At 69.4% G+C, this 23144-nt stretch carries 21 protein-coding genes and 1 pseudogene; 12 read left to right on the forward strand and 10 right to left on the reverse strand.

The window, feature by feature from the left end; genetic code table 11:
* Nucleotides 1–44: 44 nt before the first annotated feature.
* Nucleotides 45–653, reverse strand: coding sequence for a helix-turn-helix domain-containing protein (locus tag MOTC310_RS18850; RefSeq protein ID WP_331294746.1), 609 nt, complete (start codon nucleotides 651–653; stop codon nucleotides 45–47).
* Between the two features lie 225 nt (nucleotides 654–878).
* On the opposite strand from MOTC310_RS18850, the gene MOTC310_RS18855 reads away from it, so the two are divergent.
* The 5 genes from MOTC310_RS18855 (at nucleotide 879) to MOTC310_RS18875 (ending at nucleotide 5119) form a co-directional block, all read left to right on the forward strand.
* A complete protein-coding gene (locus MOTC310_RS18855; protein WP_419539222.1) occupies nucleotides 879–2207 on the forward strand; it encodes an MFS transporter in 1329 nt (442 codons plus the stop codon).
* A gap of 104 nt (nucleotides 2208–2311) precedes the next feature.
* Complete coding sequence (locus MOTC310_RS18860) at nucleotides 2312–2701, forward strand: RidA family protein (RefSeq protein ID WP_331302910.1); 390 nt, start codon at nucleotides 2312–2314, stop codon at nucleotides 2699–2701.
* Entirely contained in the window at nucleotides 2698–3267 is a 570-nt protein-coding gene (locus tag MOTC310_RS18865; RefSeq protein WP_331294748.1) for an MOSC domain-containing protein, read from the forward strand. Before MOTC310_RS18860 ends, MOTC310_RS18865 begins: the two co-directional genes overlap by 4 nt.
* Nucleotides 3268–3281: 14 nt before the next feature.
* The gene (locus tag MOTC310_RS18870) at nucleotides 3282–4229 is read left to right on the forward strand and encodes a PDR/VanB family oxidoreductase (RefSeq protein WP_331302911.1); all 948 of its coding nucleotides are present in this window, start codon (nucleotides 3282–3284) and stop codon (nucleotides 4227–4229) included.
* 620 nt (nucleotides 4230–4849) lie between these two features.
* A complete protein-coding gene (locus MOTC310_RS18875) occupies nucleotides 4850–5119 on the forward strand; it encodes a helix-hairpin-helix domain-containing protein (protein ID WP_331302912.1) in 270 nt (89 codons plus the stop codon).
* 122 nt (nucleotides 5120–5241) lie between these two features.
* Here MOTC310_RS18875 and MOTC310_RS18880 read toward each other — a convergent pair whose 3' ends face one another.
* The gene (locus MOTC310_RS18880) at nucleotides 5242–5616 is read right to left on the reverse strand and encodes a thioesterase family protein (protein WP_331302913.1); all 375 of its coding nucleotides are present in this window, start codon (nucleotides 5614–5616) and stop codon (nucleotides 5242–5244) included.
* Nucleotides 5617–5837: 221 nt separating this feature from the next.
* Entirely contained in the window at nucleotides 5838–6533 is a 696-nt protein-coding gene (locus tag MOTC310_RS18885) for an HD domain-containing protein (RefSeq protein ID WP_331302914.1), read from the reverse strand.
* Nucleotides 6534–6650: 117 nt separating this feature from the next.
* On the opposite strand from MOTC310_RS18885, the gene MOTC310_RS18890 reads away from it, so the two are divergent.
* The 3 genes from MOTC310_RS18890 (at nucleotide 6651) to MOTC310_RS18900 (ending at nucleotide 10287) form a co-directional block, all read left to right on the forward strand.
* A complete protein-coding gene (locus MOTC310_RS18890; RefSeq protein WP_331302915.1) occupies nucleotides 6651–7616 on the forward strand; it encodes a GlxA family transcriptional regulator in 966 nt (321 codons plus the stop codon).
* Nucleotides 7617–7978: 362 nt separating this feature from the next.
* Complete coding sequence (locus tag MOTC310_RS18895; RefSeq protein ID WP_331302916.1) at nucleotides 7979–9118, forward strand: NHL repeat-containing protein; 1140 nt, start codon at nucleotides 7979–7981, stop codon at nucleotides 9116–9118.
* A gap of 140 nt (nucleotides 9119–9258) precedes the next feature.
* A complete protein-coding gene (locus MOTC310_RS18900; protein WP_331303370.1) occupies nucleotides 9259–10287 on the forward strand; it encodes an amidohydrolase family protein in 1029 nt (342 codons plus the stop codon).
* 615 nt (nucleotides 10288–10902) lie between these two features.
* Here MOTC310_RS18900 and MOTC310_RS18905 read toward each other — a convergent pair.
* From MOTC310_RS18905 to MOTC310_RS18925, 5 genes are all read right to left on the reverse strand, one after another.
* Nucleotides 10903–11118, reverse strand: coding sequence for a hypothetical protein (locus MOTC310_RS18905; protein WP_331302917.1), 216 nt, complete (start codon nucleotides 11116–11118; stop codon nucleotides 10903–10905).
* A gap of 109 nt (nucleotides 11119–11227) precedes the next feature.
* On the reverse strand, nucleotides 11228–12310 hold the full coding sequence (gene repB / locus MOTC310_RS18910) for a plasmid partitioning protein RepB (RefSeq protein WP_331302918.1): 1083 nt from the start codon (nucleotides 12308–12310) through the stop codon (nucleotides 11228–11230).
* Nucleotides 12311–12314: 4 nt separating this feature from the next.
* Nucleotides 12315–13484: a plasmid partitioning protein RepA gene (gene repA, locus MOTC310_RS18915; protein WP_331302919.1), complete on the reverse strand. Its 1170-nt coding sequence runs from the start codon at nucleotides 13482–13484 to the stop codon at nucleotides 12315–12317.
* A gap of 188 nt (nucleotides 13485–13672) precedes the next feature.
* Nucleotides 13673–14914, reverse strand: a complete 1242-nt coding sequence (repC, locus tag MOTC310_RS18920; protein WP_331302920.1) for a plasmid replication protein RepC — start codon at nucleotides 14912–14914, stop codon at nucleotides 13673–13675.
* 280 nt (nucleotides 14915–15194) lie between these two features.
* On the reverse strand, nucleotides 15195–16286 hold the full coding sequence (locus MOTC310_RS18925) for a replication protein RepA (RefSeq protein ID WP_331302921.1): 1092 nt from the start codon (nucleotides 16284–16286) through the stop codon (nucleotides 15195–15197).
* Between the two features lie 1195 nt (nucleotides 16287–17481).
* On the opposite strand from MOTC310_RS18925, the gene MOTC310_RS18930 reads away from it, so the two are divergent.
* The 3 genes from MOTC310_RS18930 to MOTC310_RS18940 all read left to right on the forward strand — a co-directional run bounded on the left by MOTC310_RS18930 (nucleotide 17482) and on the right by MOTC310_RS18940 (nucleotide 19538).
* Nucleotides 17482–17724 (forward strand): DUF6522 family protein, encoded by a 243-nt coding sequence (locus MOTC310_RS18930; RefSeq protein WP_331302922.1) that lies wholly within the window; start codon nucleotides 17482–17484, stop codon nucleotides 17722–17724.
* A gap of 412 nt (nucleotides 17725–18136) precedes the next feature.
* Complete coding sequence (locus tag MOTC310_RS18935; protein ID WP_331302923.1) at nucleotides 18137–18325, forward strand: hypothetical protein; 189 nt, start codon at nucleotides 18137–18139, stop codon at nucleotides 18323–18325.
* 667 nt (nucleotides 18326–18992) lie between these two features.
* Nucleotides 18993–19538 carry an N-acetyltransferase gene (locus tag MOTC310_RS18940; RefSeq protein ID WP_331302924.1) on the forward strand — a complete coding sequence of 182 codons (546 nt, stop codon included), beginning with the start codon at nucleotides 18993–18995 and terminating at the stop codon, nucleotides 19536–19538.
* 96 nt (nucleotides 19539–19634) lie between these two features.
* Here MOTC310_RS18940 and MOTC310_RS18945 read toward each other — a convergent pair whose 3' ends face one another.
* The gene (locus MOTC310_RS18945; protein WP_331302925.1) at nucleotides 19635–20888 is read right to left on the reverse strand and encodes a cation:proton antiporter; all 1254 of its coding nucleotides are present in this window, start codon (nucleotides 20886–20888) and stop codon (nucleotides 19635–19637) included.
* Between the two features lie 135 nt (nucleotides 20889–21023).
* Between MOTC310_RS18945 and MOTC310_RS18950 the strand changes: the two genes are divergently transcribed.
* Nucleotides 21024–22316 (forward strand): DUF2254 domain-containing protein, encoded by a 1293-nt coding sequence (locus MOTC310_RS18950; protein ID WP_331302926.1) that lies wholly within the window; start codon nucleotides 21024–21026, stop codon nucleotides 22314–22316.
* Here the strand turns inward: MOTC310_RS18950 and MOTC310_RS18955 are convergent.
* Nucleotides 22277–22546 (reverse strand): annotated as a pseudogene (locus MOTC310_RS18955) (ion channel); the annotation flags it as partial. The gene MOTC310_RS18950 and the pseudogene MOTC310_RS18955 sit on opposite strands and share 40 nt — an antisense overlap.
* Between the last annotated feature and the right edge of the window lie 598 nt (nucleotides 22547–23144).

Consider the following 23144-nt stretch of genomic DNA (forward strand, 5'->3'; position numbering starts at 1 on the left):
GGTCTTCGCGACGCTCACGCCGCGGAGTCCCGCGGAGCCTCGGCTCAGCGAACGCGCGACGGGTCGATCACCAGGAAATACTCGCACGCCTCCGTGCCGACATTGGCGAATGCGTGCCCGGCATCGGCCTCGAAATACAGGCTGTCGCCGGTCTCCATTATGACCGCGCGCTCGCCGATCACCGCCCGCAGGCGGCCGCGCAGGACGTAGATATACTCGGACACACCGCGGCGATGGGCGGTGAACTCGCCGGTGCTGGCGCCCGGCGGCAGCGTGTTGAGCACCCAGTCGATGCCGCGCCCGGGCAGGACCGGGGAGATGCAGCGCCGCAGGTAGCCCGACGCCTCGTCGCGCAGGATCGGCTGGCGGCTCGCCGGGATCAGCAGGATCTCGCGCTCCGTCGCGGGCGCCATCAGCCGCGAGAAGGTGACGCCGAGCGCCTCCGCGAGGCGGGACAGCACCACCGTCGACGGCACGGCCTCGGAGCGCTCGATCTTGGAGATCATCGAGCGGCTGACGCCCGAGCGCGCCGCCAGCGTCTCCAGCGACAGGCCCTGCTCCCTGCGGCGCCGCCGGATCTCCTCGGCGATGTGGATCTGCGGGGACGTCTCCGTCGCTGCCGGGTCCGCCCCGATGATCGTCCTCGCCGTCATGCCCCGTCTTCCGCGCCCGCGACCGGGCCGCGCGACCGGGGCGCGGCGCCGAGAGAGTCGCCCCCGCCTAACGCAGGGGCGGCCGAATTGCACCTTGCGCCGCACTGTTCGCTGCACCGCGCCGGGACGCGAGACGGGTCGGGTCCCGGGCGGCGCTGTGCCGGGCTGGCACGCCGTTTGCCTCCACATAAATGGATTTTCATCCAATAGAGTGGAGGATGTGCCGTGGCCGATACCGCGTTGCCCCTGCAGGCGTCTCCGGCTCTCGAGGCCGGCCCGGCGCCGGCTGCCGACCGGCGCCAGATCGTCTGGTCGAGCGTCATCGGCACGACGGTCGAGTGGTACGACTTCCTGATCTACGGAACGGCCACGGCGCTCGTGTTCAACAAGCTGTTCTTCCCGAGCTTCGACCCGCTGGTCGGCACCATCGCGGCGTTCGGCTCCTACGCGGTGGGTTTCCTGGCGCGTCCCCTCGGCGGGGTCATCTTCGGGCATTTCGGCGACAAGATCGGCCGCAAGGCGATGCTGTCCCTGACCATCATCATCATGGGCCTGGGCACGTTCCTGATCGGATGCCTGCCGACCTACGCGCAGATCGGGCTTTGGGCCCCGATCCTGCTCGTGGCGCTGCGCCTGATCCAGGGCATCGGGATCGGCGGCGAGTGGGGCGGCGCGGTCCTGATGGTGGTGGAGAGCGTCCCGGCGGAGCGGCGCGGCTTCTTCGGCAGCATCGTCCAGCTCGGCTACCCCCTCGGCGTCATCGCGTCGATCGGGGCCTTCGCGCTGTGCGGCTTCCTGCCGGAGGCGGAGTTCCTCGCCTGGGGCTGGCGGATCCCGTTCCTGGCCAGCGCGCTGCTGGTCGGCCTCGGGCTGTTCATCCGCCTGCGCCTGCACGAGACGCCGGCATTCCAGCGGGTGAAGCGGCAGGCCGCGGTGGCGCGCCTGCCGGTCATGGAGATCCTCACTGAGCACCCGCGCACCTTCCTCAAGGCCGTGGGCCTCAAGGTCTCCGAGATCGCCTACGTCAGCGTCGTGACCGTGTTCTCGATCTCCTACGTCACCGGCCAGCTCGGACTGTCGCGCAGCATCATCCTGAACGGCATCCTGGTGGCGGCGCTGATCGAGCTCTTCACCCTGCCCGCCTTCGGCTGGCTGTCGGACCGCTACGGCCGCCGGCCCCTGTTCGTGGCCGCCTGCCTGTTCTCGATCGCCTTCGCGTTCCCGCTGTTCACCCTCCTCGACACGCGCGACCCGACGATCATCACGCTGACCGTCGCGGTGGCCCTGAGCTTCGGCCAGGGGATCATGTTCGGCACCGGCGCCGCCTGGATGTCCGAGCTGTTCGACGCGCGCCTGCGCTACAGCGGCGCCTCGCTGGGCTTCCAGGTGGGTGCGGCCCTGAGCGGCGGCTTCACGCCGCTGATCGCAGCGGCCCTGCTGGGCTGGAGCTCCGGCGCGACCTGGCCGATCTCCGTCTACCTGATCGCCCTCGCCTGCATCACCCTGACAGCCACGCTGCTCGCCCCGGAAACCGCGCGCAAGCCGATCGACTGACGAGCGACAGACCGGTCGAGCGACAGCCCCGCAGGCGCGCGCGATCTTCCCATACAGTGGATTATCGTCCACTATCTGAAACAGACCGACGTGAGACAAACCGCATGACGAAGCGCACCATCCGCACCGAGAAGGCCGCCCCGGCGGTCGGGCCCTACGCTCAGGGGATCCGGGCCGGAGGCTTGGTCTTCGCCTCCGGACAGCTGCCGATCGATCCCGCCACCGGCGCGTTCCCGGACGGGATCGAGGCGCAGACGCGGCGCTCGCTGGCCAACCTCGCATCCGTGCTCGAGGCGGGCGGCGCCAGCCTCGCGAGCGTTGTGAAAACGACCGTGTTCCTCAAGGACATGAACGAGTTCGCCGCGATGAACGCGGTCTACGCCGAGCACTTCCCGGGCGAGGCACCGGCCCGCTCCACCGTCGAGGTCGCGCGCCTGCCGCGCGACGCCCGGGTCGAGATCGAGGCGATCGCGCTCGCCACGGAGGCCGCATGACCGGCGAGACGGCACCCCGCATGGTCGAGGCCTTCGCGCACGCGGCCGGATCCGCCGCTGTCCGGGTTCCGGGCGGCGCCGCCGGCTGGATCGGCGCACTGACCCACATCCACATCGCGCCCGCCGCCAGCTACGAGATGGAGGCGCTGTCCGAGGCCGTGTGCGTGGCCGGCCGTGGGATCGAGGGCGACCGCTACTTCCTCGGCACCGGCACCTACTCGCCCAAGCCGGACGTGCGCGAGGTCACGCTGATCGAGCAGGAGGCCCTCGACGCCCTCAACCGCAACGACCCGCCGCTGCAGGAGGGGCCGCTGCGCCTCCTGCCGGGGGATCATCGGCGCAATCTCACGGTGCGCGGCGTGCCGCTCAACCACTTGGTCGGCCGGCGCTTCCGGGTCGGCGCCGTGATCCTGCGGGGCGGACGCCTCAACTTCCCCTGCCGCTATCTCGAGGAGCTTCTCGGGATGCCGGTCTACCTGCCGCTCTACAATCGCTCGGGCCTGAACTGCGGGATCGAGAGCGGCGGCGTGATCCGGCCCGGCGACACGATCGCGCTGCTGGACTGACGGAGCTGCGCGCGATGACGGCCCGCCTGATCATGAAGCTGCGCGTCGCCGACGCGGTCGCGACGACGCCGGAGGTGCTGCACCTCGGCCTCGTCCATCCCGCGCGCCCGGAACTCCCCGCCTGGACGGCCGGCGCGCACGTTGACCTGCGCCTGCCGGATGGTCGCGTGCGGCAATACTCGCTGTGCGGGGACCCGGCCGACCGGAGCCGCTACGAGATCGCGATCAGGCGGGAGGAGGCCGGCCGCGGCGGCTCGGCCTGGGCGCACGACACGCTCGCGCCGGGGGCGTTCGCCCACGTCTCGGCGCCCCGCAACAACTTTCCCCTCGACGCAGGTGCGCGTTGCCACCTGCTGGTAGCCGGCGGGATCGGGGTGACGCCCCTGCTCGCCATGGCGCGCGCGCTCTGCGCGTCGGGGGCAGAGTTCGCCTTCCATCTCTGCGCCCGCTCGCCCGAAGAGGCGCCGCTGCTGGCGGCGGTGCGATCGGTCTGCGGGCCCCGCCTCAGCTGCTGGTTCGGATCCGAGGGGCGGCGGTTCGATCCGGCGTCACTCGGCCCGGCCGAGCCCGGGACCCATGTCTACGCCTGCGGGCCGCAGCGTCTCATGGATGCGGTGCGGGCGGGTCTGGTCGCGCGGGGCTGGCCCGTGGAGCGGGTGCACAGCGAACATTTCGAGCCGCTTCGCGACGAAGGCTTCGCGCCGGAGCCGTTCGAGGCGCGGATCGCCTCCACCGGCCAAGTGCTCCACGTGCCCGCCGACCGATCGCTGCTCGAGGTGTTGCGCCGCGCGGGGTTCGACCTGCCGTCGTCCTGCGAACTCGGCGTCTGTGGCTCCTGCGAGTGCGGCTACCGCGACGGCACAATCATCCACCGCGACGCGGTGTTGCCGCTCGCCAAGCGCGGGAACCGCATGATGCCTTGCGTCTCGCGCGCGCGGGATGCCGTGACGCTCGAGCTCTGACGACGGGACCCGAGCCGGAGCATTATCAGACGTACAGCCTCGCGCGGGCGGCGATCCAGGCCATGGCCGGACCGCGCAGGCGCGAATGCCGGCCCGTCGACTTGCCGGAGCGCCGACGCCGGCCGCTTCGCCGCAAGGCCCGCTTCCGCCGGTGGGCTGCGCCAGCGCGCCACACGCTTCGGATCCGCGAACCTCATGCGGCGGATGGCGATGCCGCTCAGGCTGGGTTAGCCCGCCTCGCTCGTGCCATCGCCGTGCGGCAGTCCCCCGCCCGCCAAGAGGAGGTTGTGACAATGAGCCGATCCACGCTGTCCATCAGCGCCGGTCTGGCGGCGGCCGCAGTCGTCCTGGCGGGCCTCTGGGTTTCCTACGGGCCCCGTCCTCAGGCGACCCGGGACAGGCAGGCATCCACCACGACACCCTTGTCCAAGCAGGACCGATCCGCGATCGATCCGCAGGGTGACACCATCCGGACCGTGTATCCGGGATCGAACTCCGGGTCCGCCCAGCGCGCCGCGCCGGCCCCGCGGAACGGGACGGCAGCACCCGCGCCGTCCTCGGCGGCAATCCCGGCAGCAGCGCCGGATGCTCCGACCGCGAGCGGGGGGGCGGCAACGCCGATGGCGCCGCAGCAGGTCGAGAGCGCGTCCGGCTCGGGCCAGCCGCCGGCCCCTCCGGGTCAGGGCGTCGACCTCAACACGGCGTCCGTCGAGGAGCTGAACGCCCTCGGGGCCGGCATGATCGGACGCCGGATCATCGCCTTTCGGCCCTACGACTCCCCGGAGGACCTCGTGACCAGGCGTGTCCTGAAGAAGGCCGATTACGAGGCGATCAAGGCTGCCGTCGCGGTGCGGCAGACCGACGCCACAAGTGCCGGCCGCCCGGATTGATCGTCGAAGTCCGCCGAGGCAGAGCAGGGTCCCCGGCACCGCCGGAGGTCGGCTCTCCGCGCGACGCGCGTACCTTACGACTGAGACGCGCGCGTTTCCCGCGGCGCCGAGCCGCGCCGGACTTATACGCGCTCTCTCGGAGCGGGCTGTTTACCGGCGAGACGTTTTCCGAGCCGCTCGATGTCGACGATCATCCGCTCGTGCGTCCCGGCCCCGATCTGCTCCGCCTCGTCCCAGGCCGCGACGCGGAACTGGATCTGACGTCCTGCCACGCCGACCACTTCGGCCTCTGCGCGAACCCGGTGTCCGACCGGGGTCGCCGCCATGTGAGTCACGTCCACCTTCGTTCCGACGGCGCTCTCACCGGGATCGAGGTACTGGCGGACGGCGTTCAGCGCCGCGTTCTCCATGATCAGGACCATCATCGGCGTGGCGAAGACCGGCGGCAGTATGTTGTCCTTGAACTGGCTGGCCAGATGTGACGGCCCGACCAGCATGGCGAAGCTTCCCTTCGCCCCCAACGGGATGTCCTGCATGCGCGCTCTCCAGATCCGTTTCAGCCCGGCCACCGATAGGTAGGGCCGAGCGACCGCCCTCGGCCAGTCCCGGGTTCTCGCCGCGGGCAAACGCTCCCCGGCGCGCCCCTCGGCCCGACACAGGCCAGGACCCCCGAGACGGGACGGCGGGCCGTGCGCGCCCGTCACGCGCGGCCCGCCGCTCAATCATGGTGCCCGCACTCGCAACCCGGCGCGTGGGCGCTGTCCGGCCAGCGGGAGGCCCGGATCACGCTGCAGAAATTGCCCCTGCGGAAACCCGGCTCCTTGTCGGCGATCACGTCGGCCTTGACGTTGCCGAAGGTGGTGGCGGGCTTGTGCCGGATGCCGTCGTAGAAGGCCTGGATGATGCCCTCCTTGAAGTCCGGCTCCCGGGGGAAGGCCGCGACAACGGCGGCGCGTTCGGCGTCCGCATACGCGTCGTAGGTCAGGCCCAGCACGTCCATCTCGACGCCGGCCGTGACTAGGGCGACCACCGGGTGCATGTGGACCGGGATGCCGGGGGTCGTGTGGAGGGCGATCGCGGTCCAGACGGTGTAGACGTCCGCCTCCGGCACGCCGTGCGCCTTGAGGAAATCGCGGGCCGCGTTGGCACCGTCCACCTCGAAGCGCTCTCCGGCGCTGCTGTGGTCCGGCATCAGGCCGAGGTCGTGGAACATGGCGCCGGCGTAGAGCAGCTCGCGGTCGTAGCGCAGGCCGCGTCGGAGACCGGCCAGGGCACCGAACTGATAGACCCGACTCGAATGGTTGAAGAGCAACGTCGTCTCCGTGTCCCGGACGAAGGCGGTGACGGCCCGGGCGAGCGCACTGTCGGGGACGGCGGCTTCGGCCGGCATGCTGGCGGTGCTCACGGCGGTCATGGCGGATCTCCTTTGCTCTGAGCGTCCCGACGAGCTACGGAGCTTCCCGGATGGCATCAATCATCGTTTTGCGGCGAATTCTGCCATCTTACGCGCAGCATCGGCCACGAGGCGCCTATGGCACCGCGATCAACGGCAATCCTGGCTCTTCCCGGTGTCCAACTCCTGGATGTGGCGGGTCCCCTCGACGTCTTCGCCGAGGCGAACACCCAGAGCGGCCGGGACGCCTACGATCTCGCCATCGTCGGGACGGAAGCGGGTCACATCACCACGTCGTCCGGCCGCGGCTTGATCGCGGATCTGGTTGTCGCGGGCACTGAGCCGACGCGCTTCGACACTCTCCTGGTCGCGGGCGCACCCCGGATCCGTGAGCTGGAGGTTCCGGCCGGCCTGCTGGCATGGCTGCGTCGGGCTGCGGGACACTGCCGGCGCTACGGCTCCGTCTGCAGCGGCGCCTTCCTCCTCGGACAGGCCGGCCTGCTGGATGGCCGCCGGGTTACGACGCACTGGGCCGTCGCGGCGGCCTTGGCGGAGCGGTTTCCCGAGGCCTCCGTCGAGCCCGACGCGATCTGCCTGTTCGACGGGCCGCTCCGGACCGCGGCCGGGGTCACGGCCGGGCTCGACCTTGCCCTCGCCCTCGTGGAGGAGGATCTGGGCGCGGAGATCGCCCGCCGGGTCGCGGCCCATCTGGTCATGTTCTTCAAGCGCGGCGGCGGCCAGATGCAGTTCAGCCGCCGCGGGGTCAGCGCCCCGGTCGGCCGCTCGGCGCTGCAGGCGGTGCAGCGCTGGGTGGCCAGTCACCCGGGCGAGGACCACGGTGTCGATCGCCTCGCCGAACGGGCAGGGCTGAGCCTGCGCCATTTCGCGCGCCTGTTCCGCGCGGAGACGGGCCTGACACCGGCCGCCTATGTCGAGACCGTCCGGATCGAGGCCGTCCGCCGCCTCCTCGAGACCGAGGACGTCGCGCTCAAGCAGGTTGCCGGGGCCTGCGGCTTCCGCGACGCCGACACGCTCCGGCGGGCGTTCATGCGGCGGGTCGGCACGACCCCGGCAGAGTACCGGCGTCGCCACGCGCGCCCCTGACGGGGGGCTTGCGGCGGGCCTCGGAAGAGTGAGGACAGCGAGGGCGGCGCGCCCGCTCCGGCGAGACGTGAAACCGGCCGCCTACCCTGCCCTGACGGCGGGTCCGGCCTTTCGGGGCGATCGTTGCGCCGCGGGACGGTGTCCACGTCGACAGGCGATGCCGGGCCCCTCTCGGATATCCGGCTTCCTAGACGGCAACACCGCATACCCCCGGCGGCATCCGCGGCTTCCCGGGAACAGGAACATCTCGGCGCAAGCGTAGCGCGGTGAAGCCCGGACATGCTGCGTGATGCTGGACGAGGATGGCCTTTCGGCATCTGATCGCGGAACGAATTGAATAAAAACTGGGAGAGGAAACCGAGATGCTGCGACGCGTCCTGCGTCGGCTGACGGCTGCGGCCGCGCTGACATTCGCCGTTCCGGCCGTCGCCGAGGAGCCGCTGCGCTTCGAGGTCGACCCGGCCTGGCCGCAGCGCCTGCCGAACGACTGGATCATGGGTCAGGCGGCGGGTGTCGCAGTCGACGCGCAGGACAATGTCTGGGTCATCCAGCGGCCGCGCACCCTCACCGACGACGAGAAGGCCGCCAGCCTCGATCCGCCCCGCACCCGCTGCTGCAAGCCGGCGCCCCCGGTCCTCGTCTTCGATCAGGCCGGGCGCCTGGTGAAGTCCTGGGGCGGCCCGGGTGAGGGCTATCAATGGCCCCAGAACGAGCACGGCATCCACATCGACCACAAGGGTTTCGTCTGGCTCGCCGGCAACGGCGACACCGACGGCCAGATCCTGAAGTTCACCCCGGACGGCAAGTTCGTGTTGCAGATCGGGAAGCAGGGGCCGCAGACCGACAGCCGGGACACGAGCCGCCTCGGCAAGCCCGCCGGCATGATGGTCGATCCGGAGACGAACGAGCTCTACGTGGCCGACGGCTACTACAACCACCGCGTCATCGTGTTCGACGCGGAGACCGGCGCGTTCAAGCGGATGTGGGGCGCCTACGGCAAGCCGCCGACCGACGACAAGCTCGGCCCCTACGATCCGGCGGCGGCCCCCTCCCAGCAATTCGCCAATCCGGTGCACTGCGTGCAGATCGCCCGCAACGGCCTCGTCTACGTCTGTGACCGGACCAACGACCGGATCCAGGTGTTCAAGAAGGACGGCAGCTTCGTGAAGGAGATGATCGTCGAGAAGAACACCCGGGCCAACGGCTCGGTCTGGGAACTCGCCCTGTGGCCGGACGAGCGCCAGACCTACCTGCTCAACGCCGACGGCGCCAACAACGAGGTCCGCACCCTGAGCCGCGAGACCGGCGAGGTCCTCGGCCGATTCGGGCGCAACGGCCGGATGGCCGGTGACTTTCACTGGGTCCACAACCTCGCCATCGATTCCAAGGGCAACGTCTTCACCACCGAGGTCGACACCGGGAAGCGGGCCCAGAAGTTCCTGTTCCGGGGCGACATGGTGCTGCGCAAGCGCGCCGCCCTGCCCGAGGGCAGCCCGCGATGACCGTCGCAGCCGAGCCGGTCGCCACCGCCCGGTGCGCCTGCTGCCTGCCCCGCCGCGGCTTCCTGGGCCGCCTCGCGGGGCTGGGCACGGCGGCGATGGTGGCAACCGCGGCACGGGCCGAGCCGTCGCCCTACACCGGCTTGGTGATCGATTGCCACGGGCACTACACCACCGAGCCGCCCGCCATGCTGGACTGGCGCAAGCGCCAGATCAGCGCGCTCAACGACCCGGCCCAGTCCCCCGCGCCGTCGGAGCTGCGGGTCAGCGACGACGAGGTGCGCGCCAGCGTGGCCGGACGGCAGCTCAAGCTCCAGTCCGAGCGCGGGATCTCCCTGGCGCTGCTCTCGCCGCGGGCCGGCGGGATGGGCCACCATATCGGCACGGCCCGGACCAGCCTCGACTGGTCGATCGTGTCGAACGACATGATCCACCGGGTGACGAGCCTGATGCCGCAGAACTTCGTCGGCGTCTGCCAGCTGCCGCAATCGCCGGGTGTCTCGCCCAAGACCTGCGTGCCCGAACTGGAGCGCTGCGTCCGGGAGCTCGGCTTCGTCGGCTGCAACGTCAACCCGGACCCGTCCGGAGGATACTGGACCGATCCGCCGCTCTCCGACCGGTACTGGTACCCGCTCTGGGAGAAGATGGTCGAGCTCGACGTGCCGGGCATGGTGCATGTCAGCGCCTCGGCCAATCCCAACTTTCACGCGACGGGGGCGCACTACATCAACGGCGATACCACGGCCTTCATGCAGTTCGTCATCTCGGACCTGTTCAAGGATTTCCCCACGCTGCGCCTGATCATCCCGCACGGCGGTGGCGCCGTGCCGTATCACTGGGGGCGCTACCGGGGCCTGGCCCAGGACATGAAGCGGCCGCCGCTGTCCGAACTCATGCGCAACGTCTTCTTCGACACCTGCGTCTACCACCAGCCCGGCATCGACCTGCTGCTCAAGGTCGTTCCGCGCGAGAACGTGCTGTTCGCCTCCGAGATGGTCGGCGCGGTGAACGGCATCGATCCCGAGACCGGTCACGCCTACGACGACACCAAGCGCTACATCGAGGCCGCCGCGATTTCGGACGGGGACAGGACCAAGATCTACGCCGAGAACGCGCTGCGCGTGTATCCGCGCCTCGCAGCGCGGCTCCGGTCAACCGGAATGATGCCGTAACCCGTTGCGCCGCGGGCGTGAGATACGGAAGCGGCTGGCCTACGCGACCCACCCCTGGTGCTTCGCGCCCGTTCCGGTCCTTCCGAACGGGCCGGCGCGGTCCCGGGCACGGCGGAGATGCGTTGGTCGTCGGCCGTCTCGGCTCGTCCGCGCGTGCGCGATGGCGCCCGCCGGCCGGTCCGCGTGAGCGCCAGCCTCCCGCTCGGCGCTGTCGCAAGTGATGTCGGGCTGTCCCGCTCGGTGCGGCTGGCTTGGACGGTGTTCCGCCCTCCCCTGCCCGCGGCTGACCCACGCGCGTGAAGGCGCCATGCCCGGATGGCGACAGGAACGCAGTTCCCAGGCAATCTGCCGAGCCCGCGCGTCGGTGAACGCATCCTGGCTTCGCGCGAGAAGCTCGAGCGCGTCCGGGCGACTGCGTCCCGCTCGGAACAGCCGGTGGACCGCGCCTTCGGCGAGGTCGCGAGCGGCGCACGGAGGATCTCCGCCATCTTCGCCACCGCGTCGTCGGGCACGCTCCGGGGCTGATCCGGCTCCGCGATAATCGGTCGGGAGAATCTCGACAGGCCGCCCCCTCCCCCGGCTTGCGCGATGCCGGCCCGCGACGTGAAGCGGGGATCACAGCGCCACCGTGATGGCCCCGCAGGCGGCCAGGGCGGCCTGCACGCGACCGGGCAGGCGCGGATCGCCGGTCGCGTCTCCCGTACTCCACGCTTCTTGAGACCCCCGACCAAGCGTTCCAGAGACGATCTCGGCCGAACCGTCCCGATCGGTGAGCATCTGGGGCGCGGCGTCGAGGTCGCGCATGCCCGGAGAGGGCGGCGTGCCGATCACGCCCGGATCGACGTTAGGACCGCGCCGGCCAGATCGCCGCGCCCCCGTGACCGCGGCGCCAACCCCGCAGCTTCAGAACCGACGAAGCGAAGAGCGCTCGGCGGCGACGTCAGCCTGCGGACTGATCCGGGCCTCGCGCCTGCTCGCGCTCGTACGCCGCGAAGAGCTCCGGCAGGCGCGCGACGAGGAAGTCGCCGAAGGCGGGATGAAGCGTCTCGTCGATGATCAGACCCAGGGTCGTCGGCGTTCGCTCGATGCGCGCCAAGCGGCGTCCGTCTTTCGCCAGACCCGCTTCCGGCACGTGCACCGCAGGAGCCGGCGGCGGTGGCGGGGAGGGGACTGGTGTCACGGCCGCGAAGACGCGGACGAACCGCTGGTCCGAGCTGAGGGTCGCGAAGGCCTCCTCGGCGACGATCTCGGTGACCCGCGCCTGCATCTCCGGACTGGCGAGGCGGTCCGCCAAGCTCATCCACCGGCGTCGACCGGCCTTCGGTGCCGGACCGATGGCAGCGATCACGAAATCCGGTAGGGCGCGTCGCGCCGTGATCAGGCGCGACAATTCGGTCTTGTCGACGAGCAGGGCGGCCATGATCACGTCGCGTCCGTGACCGAGCCGCTCCAGCGTCAGGGCGAATGCGGCCCGCTCGATGAAGCTGAGATCGGCACGGGCGTTGTTCTCCTGACCTTGGGCGACGACGAGTTCGGCATCCGTCAGTGTCTTCACCAGCGCGCGGACCGGACGGCCCAACGCGGCGGCAGCCCGCAATCGGCGATGGCCGAAGGCGACCTGGTAGCGCCCGCTGACCGAGGGATGCGGCCTGACCAGAATCGGGGTCTGCTGCCCCTGCGCCTGGATGACCGCGACGAAGGCCTCCTCGCTCGGTCTGTCGATCACCGGCAGCCGATCGGGAGCCGGTGACGGGTCGACGAGGTTCGGATCAAGTTCGACGGCGACGCTGCCGGACTTGAGCTGGTCCTCCGCGGCCCGCGCCGAGACGACCTCGGAGGTCAGACGCTCCAGGGACCGGCTCATCGCGCCGACCGCGCCGCGGCCGGTGAAGCTGGGGGTGAGCGGGGCCGGGCGCCGCTCCGGTCGGGCCGCCCCCGGAGCGTCGCTGGCCGAGTTGACCGCGGTCAACTCGTTCGGCTCGGCCGGATCGAGCAGGCCGGCGAGGAGGTTCTTGCGCGCCATCGGATCAGCGTCCCCAGGCCGTGCGGATCAGAGCTTCGATCTCGCCATTGACGGCGTCCAGGCTCTCCATCGCCCGATCGTAGGTCGCGCGCGTGAACTGGTCGCGACTGACCTCGAACAAGGTCTGCTTGGTGATGCCGGCATCGGACACCGCCGTGCTCTTCAGCATCGCGTTCGTCAGCACGCGCTCGCCGAACAGGGTCCGCATGAAGGCGACCATCTGGGTCTGCGGGCCGTCGGTCGGCTCGTAGCGCGTGACGAGGTAGCGCATCCAGTCGTAGTTCATGTCACCACCGGCCTTGGCGACGACCCCGAGCATCTCGGAGGTCATCAGCAGGAATTGGCACATCGACATGACGTCGAGCATCTGGGGATGCACCGTGACGAGCACGCTGGTGGCCGCACACAGGGCCGAGAGGGTCAGGTAGCCGAGTTGCGGCGGGCAATCGACCACGACGACGTCGTAACGCTCGGCGACCGGGTCCAGGGCTTGCGCGAAGCGCGTGAAGAACAAGGAATCTCCGTCGCTGCGGCGCTGGAGGAGGGCGCGCGGCGTCTCGTGCTCGAATTCCATCAGCTCGAGATTGCCCGGCACGAGGTCGAGGCCCGGGAAGTAGGTCTGCTTGATGACGTCGGCCAAGGGACGCCGTGCCTCGTCGTACCGGATCGCGGCGTAGAGGGTCTCGTTGTCCTGCACGTCAAATTCGGGCTGGATCCCGTGAAGCGCCGACAGGCTCGCCTGCGGGTCGAGGTCGACGGCGAGGACGCGATAGCCCTGCAGCGCCATGTGCTGCGCGAGGTGGGCCGCCGTGGTCGTCTTGCCAGAGCCACCCTTGAAGTTCACCACCGCGATGACTTGGAGATGCTCCTCGGCCCGCCGCTCCTTCCGGTACCGGCGGCCGGTCTTGGCCCCCTCGTCCAGCATGACGCGCAGCGCCTGGATGTCGGCACTCGAGTAAGAGCGCCGGCCGGACGGCCCGATCTCGGGGGCGGGGCCCTTCCCGTCGAGCGACAGACGTCGCAGGTAGCCGTCGTCGACCCCGATCAGCTTGGCGGCCTCGCCGGACGAGAAGCGCCGCAATTGCTTGCGCGCCTCGGGTGGGAACAGGCGCTGCCGGTGTGACTGCAACTTGGCCGACAGAGCCTGCGCGTCGCCGGCGATCAGGTCGTGCATCGCTGTGGAACCTGACACTGAAGAGGGTAGGGCGGCGAGTGCCGCGGAGCTGGCCACGGTTTGGAACTCCTATCACGGATTTTGCGGATGCAAACGCCGCCGCACCGTGACAAGAGCAGGAGGAATATGAACAGAATGTTGATGCCAGTGCCAGCGCTGGTCCACCCGACCCGGCGAGTTGACCGCGGTCAACTTCCTGGACGGTGCCGGGGAGCGTGCAAGCTGCCGGACGTCGCTCCCTGGCGCAGCCGCCAGAGGGCGAAGAGCATCGGCCAAGCGGAAAATCCGCCCCCGCGGGCCTTGTTCGCCAAGTCGCGCAGGTAGGCGCCCGGGACATTGATCGCCGCGGCGCGCTGGAGGATCGCCGCCAGCGCCACCAGCGCGTGATCCCGCCCCATCGCGGCCACCGTCATGTCCCAGACACCCGCACTGATTCGTAACGTGGGGCGAACGACCTCGGCCGCGGCTGCAAGATCGGACCAGCTCCGGATGCCGTCGCGGGCGTACAGGACGATGTCGGGGCAGGCTTCGAGCACCATCGGCAGGGGCAGAGGGCGCGGCAGGCACCGCGCGGGCTCGGCTCCCGGTCGCGGGTCTTCACCCGGGCTTCGTCGGACATCCCGTTCAGATTCGAGGGCAGGATCTGGATCTGAATTCTGATGGTGGCGCTCACTGTGAGACGCATTGCCGACCGTATTCGCCGAATACGCTGGGTCTGGCAGCCACTTGTCCAAATCCTGCCGCAACGCGCGCAGCGCCTCGGCGGCGGCTTGCAATGGGGGCTCGCCGGCGGTCCGGCCCGGCATGCCGCCGCAGGCCGCGAATCGATCCGCGAACGCAGCCCAGGGCCCCGGCCAGCCGGACTCCGCGGCGAAGGCGAGGGTCTTGGCGAGGTCACGGCGGTGCAGGGCGATCTCCTCGCGCAGGAGACGGCGCCTGCGCGCCGCCGCCCGCACCTGCTGGGCGAGCGTCGCGAATTCCGCCGCGCGTGCGAGAAGCGGTGTCAGGTCGAACCCGAAGGCGCGCGCGATCGCGCCGGCGCTGTCGCGGCGCGCGTAGCGCTTGCCGTTCGGGCTGTCCCGCCGGATCACCAAGCCCGCCTCGACAAGCTGGGCCAAGGCTCGCCGCAGCGTCGCCGGGGAGGGGCCGTGCGACCGCGTCGACAGCTCACGGTTCGAGGGGAAGACCACGAGCGGCAGGCCGGGCGACAAAGTCGTCTCGGGATGAAACGTGAGCAGCGCGCTCAGCACGGCGAGCGCGCGATCCGAGACGGCGAGGTGCTCTTTCGCCTCGGTCACGTCGCGGAAGATACGCCATTTATGCCCGATCGCTTCGTCGGGGCAGGCTTTGGCCGCCGCCTGCGTGGCCATCATGCCGAGCGAGAGCGGTCGCCGCCCGAAGGGCGTCGTGGGTTCGAGTTCGAGATGCATGGTCCTCGCCTGCGATGAGGCAAGAGATCAGCGCCCGCCGTGGCGATGGCCGCATCGCACGCGCTTGACAGCGATGTCCGGGAGTGATTCTCTGACGTTGTCCAGACGACAGAGAGGGCTTCCGGGGCGATCGACTCGGGGGCCTTTTCTTTTGCCGGGTTGCTCCGTCTTGAGCGGTGAAGATGCCCAGGTGTCAGTCGCGCGCGTGGGCGCGGCCGATCTGGGGTACGTCGGATGAGGSCCGGCCCGTCGCGTTAGTCCGGTCGCGATCGTGCACTCTTCAGCCGCGAGCGGCTCCGGCCGGCGTCAACAGGTCCGCCCCGCCCTCGCACGGGCCGGCCTGATCCGGGCCTCGCGCGGCCTTGCGCGAGCGCGGCGCCGCGCGGGCGCGACGGGTCGGGCTCCCGGTGACGGCGACGAAGGCGCGCCGCAATTCGGCGGGCTCGGAGTGCCGCAGCACCAGACCTTCCGCCGTCATCGCGACGTTGGCCTCCGGGTAGGCGTCGAGCGTGCGCTTGATCGACTCCGAGAAGGCCTGCTTGAAGCGCGAGGCGAATTCGGAGGAGCCGAACTGCGCCATCAGATCGCGCCACGTCAGCAGTTCGCTCTCCCCGCGCGACAGCAGCGGCAGCCGGTAGCAGAGATATACGAGGATATCGATCGCCATGGCGTTGTGGGCGACCTGCCGCAGCCGGGCGGTCGGCACCGGGATCGAGTGGCGCGTGAAGCGGTCGTAGGCGTTCTGGCTGAGCATCAGGGCTTCGGGCCAGCGCATGGCGCTGTGCCCCCCGGCGGCCCAGACCTCGAGGTCGTCGTCCTTGAACGCCCCACCCTCGATCAGGCTCTCGCGCTTGAAGACGTGACCGCCCTCGTCGCCGTTGAGGAACATCGTGAAGATGGGAAAGCTCAATCGGACGAGCTGATCCTTGGTCGGCCCGATCGAGCCCCGCTCGCCACCCGTGACCGGTAATCCGACGGCCTGGAGCCACTCGGTGATCCGCCCCATCTCCATCCAGCGGTCGCCGGCACTCCGGCGCGGGTCCCGGGCTTCCGTGGCCAACCACATGGAGAGGAGGCGGGCCTTGGGCCCGAACGGGACGCCGACCTCGATCTGGCGTCCGTTCGGCAGGACGAACCGCGCCGGCTCGACGGTCAGCGAGAACCGCCCGTCGCGTCGGTTCCACGGTTCCATCGTGTTCTTTGGGCGACGCAGCGGAAGTCCGGCGATGCAGAAGCCCTTATGGAGGAACGACACGTCCATGCGGCCGTCGAGCGCGGGGCCGAGCCCGTTCCGCGGTCTGTCGGCCCCGGTTTCGGGGCGCAGCAGGCTCTGCTCCCACAGGCTCAGCTGGCGGGTTTCTGCCGCGTTCATGCCGGTCTCGCTCTCCTCGTGCCGAGCACAGGGCAACTTGGAGACCATCAGGCGGGAGTCGCCGCGCCGGCGCAATCATCGGGTTTCCAAATCTCAGCGCGCCGACCGGGAATCTTTACAAAACTCAGCGTCGGCGAGCGTCCCCGCCCACCGGCGCAGCCGCCCCGAACGGCGCGAGTGTGAAAAATCAGCGCCGGCGCGCGGCCCGCTGGCAAAACTCAGCGTCGCGCGCGCCGGCCGGACTCGCGTGCGCGCCGTGGATCCTGCCGAATCGCGGGTCGCATGTCCATCCACGCTGATTTTTGTAAGGCGGTGCGGCTGCCGCGGCGGAACGGAGGCCCGGGACGCCGCCGAGGCCGCGCTGATTTTTTTCAGACCCGGATCGACCGCGCTGATTTTTGTAAGGCACCGCGTCGGCGCGGACCGGCTTCACCCCGAGACACGCGGCGACATCACCCATCGCTCGCCGCGGCGCGCGGGACCGAGATGCGGAGCGCCTGCGCCTTGCCGGCCCGGTTCTCCGAGCGCGGGCGTCCTACGAACGCCGTGACGCGGACGGGCGGAGCCGCGAGCAGCGCGTCGTCGCGCACGCGCGGTGCGGGGCGCGATCCGGCTCGTCGGGGAAGGGCGGGTGACCGAACAGCCGCAGGGCGGCGATCGCCTCGGCCGCCGGGCAGGCATAACCCTCAGCGGAATCGGAGCGGCGGCGTTCATATCCGGCTCCCGTTGCTGTTCGAGCCGCGGCCGTCGGGGGCGGCCCTCGGCCGGAAGGGGAGGGGCCTGCACCGGCTTGCGGGCCGCGCCGCGGCGGAGGGCGCCGCGCCGAGATGAACTCAATCCGGCCGACCTCGCCACCCACCGCTTCCCGCCTGCGGACGGGCCGGGCGGCTACGACATGTTCAAGCATGAGACGGACGGCTGCGCGCGCGGTGTTCGCGCCGCAGGAGCCGCCGGCCTCTCACGGGCGCTCTTCTCCGGCGGCGCGCGCCTCGCGCGGCCGCGTCCGCCCCTGCGCAGGGGCGCGGCTCCCTTGCGGCTCCTGGCGCGCTTCGAGCATCGAGTCACGGGAGTGACGGCCGCAGCGGCCACAGCAGCCGTTGTGCCGGGTGGGTCCTGCCGCTCGGATCAGCGACCGTGCCGTGCTAGACTCGGTCACAGCCCCGCACTCGCTGCCGAGCTGATGGAGGCCTGCTCCATGAGGCTTACCCTCGGCCTTCGAGGCGACTGGATCATCGATCCCCGGGAGTTGGCGGCGCGGCTCGACGTGAGCGCCGATGACCTGAAGCGCATGGAACGGCAAGGGTACGTCGATGCACGGATCAAGGCCGTTGAAGGCGACGACGCGGGCCAAACATGCGTGACCGTACGCCTGCTGAACAAGGGCTGGCGCGGCACCTTCGATCGAGGCGGCGCACTCATCCGCGAAGAGATGTGGTGAAGCCGACTGCGTCGGGCGCTCACACCTTGCGCGGTCGAGCCACCCGGTTGCGGCGGATGCGGCAGCCCTGCATAGTTCGGCCATGGCGGCCGACATGCCGCACGCCTCTTGCGTCACCGGTGCGCCGCCGCAGAAGCCGCGCGGGTGGTTCGGATGAGCGCCGCGCCGGATCGGCAAGCTGATCGAGCGCTCCGGATCGGGCGCTCACCGGGCGGTATCGACCTGAGAGCGCCTTGCGGGCGATCACGTTCGACACGGGTGTCAAAGCCCGCCTCTCGCCGACGGCGCAGTTCGTTGGCCGAGTATCGGGACCTTCGATGCTCGAGCAGCCCGCGGCCGAATTTTGCAAACTTGACCGTATCGTATATCCTTCGGCGTGGCCGCTGCTTCGGCTACGACCTGAGGAGTTTGGATGACGTTAGACACGCAGCCCGATCGCTTTGTTGCGTCGCTCGCCTCTGTCTCAGACCAGACACAATCAGAACACCTGGAACCGTCGCTCGACAAGACATACGAGAGCGACGAAGCGACTTCTGAGAAGCCGGCACCCGTCGCGAAGCCAACCAACGCCTTCGAGGGCTTTGGGTCGTTCTCTGGCTGACGCTCAAGCAGGCCTGCTGCGGCTGCGTTGAACGCTGCAGTGGGCCGACACGCCCTCTTGGGAACTGGCTCGACGGCAAGCTCTCGTTAACCGAATCGACCTCTCTGAAGGGGAGCGTCGGAACGGCGGGTTCGGGCTGGCGCGGCAATTGCAGTTCTCAGCGCAGGAGAGGTGCGATGGATCAGCAGTACGGCGGCGACCACGAAGACCGTCAGCAGATGGAGTGACGTGCCGGACGGCGCGGCTTCCCTGTCAGCGCCCCGCGAGGCGGGGCAGGGAGCGCCATGATCAGCATGTCTGCACATCTTGCCGTCGCCACGCTCGGCATGGTCGTGGCGGTCGTGCGAATGGCGCGGAACGTCGTGATCTCGGCCCAGTGACCAGATCGCTCGGCGCACAGGCACTGTAGGCATGCGCGGCAGTTCTTCGCGCCGACTCATCGATCCAGGCTCGCGCGCCGCGACTGTGTCCCGGTCAAGATGCACGCCATGCGGGCATCCGCACGGCGATCGCGGCCATTCTGCTTTGGTTGATCGCGCTCACCTTGCATGTGGAAGCCCGACCAACGCCCGGTTCCTGCAACGGCGTCCGACGCAGATCTACGGGCTGCAGGGATCGATACAATCTTCCTGCCGCCCGCGCGCGTTCATGGGAATGGGAGCGCTGCATGAAACGCGATCTGATCACCCTCGCCGAAGCCCGGACCAGCGACCATGCGTCGTTCAAGAAAGAGCTTCAGGATGCGTTCGCCGTCGCGGTCGTCGATGCGTTCGGAGAGCTGCCCGATGGCCCGATCCCGTCCGATGAGGTTCTCGACGCCGCGCTCGATGCGCGCGATGCCGTCGTCCTGCATATCCTCTGCGACGGTCGGACAGTCGGTGGGGCCGTGCTGAGGATCGACTCCGAGACCCGTCGCAACTCGCTGGACCTGTTCTTCCTCAAGGTTGGCGAGGAGGGGCGCGGCCTCGGCGTCAAGGCTTGGCTTGCCATCGAGCAGCGTTACCCCGAGACGATCAGCTGGCAGACGCACACGCCCTATTTCGAGAAGCGAAATATTCATTTCTACGTCAACAAGTGCGGCTTCAAGATTGTCGAGTTTTTCAACTCATATCATCCGGACCCGAACCGGGTGGACGAGCCGGACGACTTTCCTGGAGGTGGAGAGGCGTTTCAGTTCGAGAAGGTGATGAAGCCGTCTGAGCCGATACTCTGAGCAGACTGGATTGCCCGCTTCCCACCCTGCGCAGAAGCTGCCGGTTGGCCGACGCCCGACCGTTTCAGAGGCGGCCGAGGGAAGTCCAAGGACCATCTATCTGGCGCGAAGGGTATGTCGCGCGACGAAGCCGAGGGTCGAGCCCTGCACGATGATGGTGAAGAGAACCACCGCGTAGGTCGCCGCCAGGACGGTGGACTTGGCCTCGCTCTCCAACATCGAGAGTGCGAGCGCCACCGAGATGCCGCCGCGCACGCCCGCCCAGGTCAGGAACGGCACGTTGCCGAGCGAGAGGTTGCCGCCCCAGCGGAATAGCAGGACCGGTGTCGAGACCGCGACGAGGCGGGCTGCGAGCACGATCGGGACGGCGCACGCCGCCAGCGCCAAGCCGGAGACCTGGAAGCGCAGGACGAGGACCTCCAGGCCGATCAGGAGGAACAGGACCGAGTTGAGCACCTCGTCGACGAGCGTCCAGAGCGCCGAAACGTATCTCTGCGTGGTGTCGCTCATCGCGTAGCGCGGTGCGCGCTCGCCGACGAGCAGCCCCGCCGCGACGACCGCGAGGGGGCCGCTCGTGCCGAGCTTCTGAGCGACGGCGTAGGTCCCGGTGACGAGAGCCAGAGTGATCAGCACCTCCACGGGGAAATCGTCGATGGCCTTCATCGCCCGGTAAGCGACGTAGCCGGTGGCGATGCCCAGCAGCACGCCTCCGCCGGCCTCATGGAGAAGAAGCGTCGCGACACCGCCGACGCTCGTCGCCTCGCCCCCTCGGCCGGTCGCGTAGGCAAGGAGGACGGTGAACAGCACGATGCCGATGCCGTCGTTGAACAACGCCTCACCCTGCATCTCCACTTCGAGGGCCTCCGGCACCTTCACGTTCTTCAGGGTGGCCAGCACCGCGACCGGGTCGGTCGGGCTGATCAGCGCCCCGAACACGAGGGCCCAGGCCAGCGGAACCGACGTGCCGAGGGCCTGCGCAACCGCCCAGAACGCTGCGCCGACCACGGCGGTCGAGATCACGGTCCCGAGCAGCGCGAGGGTGGACACGGCGAAAGCTCGATCGCGCAGGGCGCCGAGGTCGAGGTTCAGGGCCCCGGCGAATAGCAGGAAGGCCAGCATGCCGTTCATGACCACGCCGGTGAAGTCGACCTGATCGAGCACGCGGGTCAGATCCTGGTAGAGATGCTGCTGCGGAAAGGCGAGGTCGGCGAGCACCAGCGCGAGCGAGGCGAGGAGTCCCATCACGAGCAGGCCGATGCTGTGCGGCATGCGCAGGAAGCGTCGGTTCAGCCAGCCGAACAGAGCCGAGAGGGTGAGCAGCAGCGCGGCGAGGTCGAAGATCGAGATCAAGAGGTATCCTTCCCGCTCGCGGTCTTCCGGCCCGGGTCGGACCGAACCGGGCGAGCCGCCGCTTCCGATCTCCAACGACCGGAACGCCCCATCGTGCCGGTTGTCGTCGGCGCCGGGAGCTGTCAGGTCGCAGCGATGAGCGCGCGCGTCAAAGCCTGGTTGGAGATCCTCGGCGACCTGTTCTGGCTTCGCCCGGCCCTGATCGTACTCGGCTGCATCCTGCTGGCGCAGTTCGGGGTCTGGCTGGAGACCGCCCACGTCGCCGGGTACGACCCCTCCTCGCCGGACACGAACTGGGGCTATTCGGGCGGGGCCGAGGGCGCACGGGCGCTCCTCAGCGCCATCGCGTCCTCCAATATCGGGGTCGCGGGCACGACCTTCTCCATCACCATCGCGGCCCTGACCTTGGCCTCAGGCCAAATGGGTCCCCGACTCCTGCGCAACTTCATCCGCGATGGCCGCAACCAGGCGGCTCTGGGCATCTTCCTCGGGACCTTCGCCTACGCCTTGATGGTCCTGCGCACGGTGCGCACGGTGGAGGAGAGCCCGTTCGTCCCGCACCTCGCTATCACCGGCGCCCTTGTCCTGGCGCTGGTCGCGGTCGGCACCCTGGTCTGGTTCGTCCACCACATCGCCACGAGCATCAACATCGAGACGGTGGTCGATGCCGTCCAGCAGGATCTCTGCAAATCCATCGCGGCGCATACGCGCGACGAGCCGGGAGCAGCCCGTCCCGCTGAGACGCCAAGCGGACGCGCCGTCGCCGCGACCGGCGGCGGCTACGTGCAAGCCATGGACGCCGACGCGCTGGCGGCATGGGCCCACGAGAACCGTGTCACGGTCACCCTGCGAGTGCGGCCGGGCGATTATGTGCCGAGCGGCTATCCGCTGGCGTTCCTGTCCGCGCAGATCGAAGGGGCAGAGGCCGCCATCCGCGACGCCGTAACCCTGGGGCGGCGTCCCGCCGCGCTCCAGGACCCGGAATACTCGATCCGGCAGCTGGTGGAGATCGCGGTACGGGGGCTCTCGCCGGGCATCAACGACCCGTTCACCGCCGGCAGCGTCGTTGACCATCTCGGCGACGCCCTGTGCCGGATCGCCCCGCAGCACCTGCCCACCGGCGTGGTCGTGCGCGACGGGCGCCCCGTGCTGGTCCACCCGGTGACGGACTACGACGGGCTGTGCGACGCCATGTTCCACATGATCCGGCAGAACGCGGCCGGCTCGGTCCACGTGCTCGGCCGGATGCTGGACGTGCTCGCCCGCGTCGCCGAGGTCGAGAGGCTGCCGGATAGGGCGACCGAACTCGCCCGGCACGCGGATCTTGTCGTCGCCGCCGCCCGACGCGACGTGGCGGACCCGTCCGATCTCGCCGACCTGGAGGACCGCTACCGGCGATTCCGCGACATCGCGTCGGGCGTCGAGTAGGCGCCCTCGTCGGGGATGTTCAGGAGGTTGCCGCAGTCCTTGCAGCACGGCGTCGGGCTCGTGATCCTGCAGCCCGGAGGCATGGCAGGGAAAACGCACCTCGTAGAGTCGGAACACCAGGAGGCGAGGCGGAAGAAGGGCGTCAGGCCGCAGATCATCGCGAAGACCGAGAGCAGCCGGCCGGTCGGCCCCGGCAGGGTGATGTCGCCGTAGCCCGTGGTCGTCAGAGACGCGAACGCGGAGGAGGATCAAACGTCAATCAAGCGACGCTCGACCATGAAAGCTAATTTAATCGCCGCCTCGGTCCCGCTGCGCGATCCTCCGGTGTCGTCCTCGGCCAACACGAGGGCGGCAGCCAACCCGGCGGCGCAGCGACTGTCCCTCGCCTGCGCCGCTTGGTTGGTTCTTCCTATGCAGTCGCAAGTTCTAGCATCCGCAGAGTTATGACGCCTGGGAACAGGATGACATTGTCGGGCAGATCTTCCGCCCGCTCGGACGCGCAGTCTCGGCGAAAATTCTTCAGGAATATGCGGATCGGCCCGAGATCACTGCACCCTCGCGCCAATCGGCGCTCAATTCGCCGCCTTATCCAGACCGGCGTTTCGTCCCTGCTCATGACCGCTCCCTGAGAACGGGCGAGATCGCGTACTGGCACCGGCCAACCTCACCAAATTGCATACATTATCCGGCAGCTGGAGTGAACGGAATGCGCGCGCTCGTGGAAATTACATAGGTTGCGCTCGCTCAACGAATATTGTGACGACCTCAATCTAATTCGACGCGATACATTGAACTCACCGATTAATTCGGGCCACCCGAGCGTCGACA

Source organism: Methylobacterium oryzae (genome assembly GCF_036441375.1).
In the GTDB taxonomy this organism is placed as follows: Bacteria; Pseudomonadota; Alphaproteobacteria; order Rhizobiales; family Beijerinckiaceae; genus Methylobacterium; species Methylobacterium oryzae_A.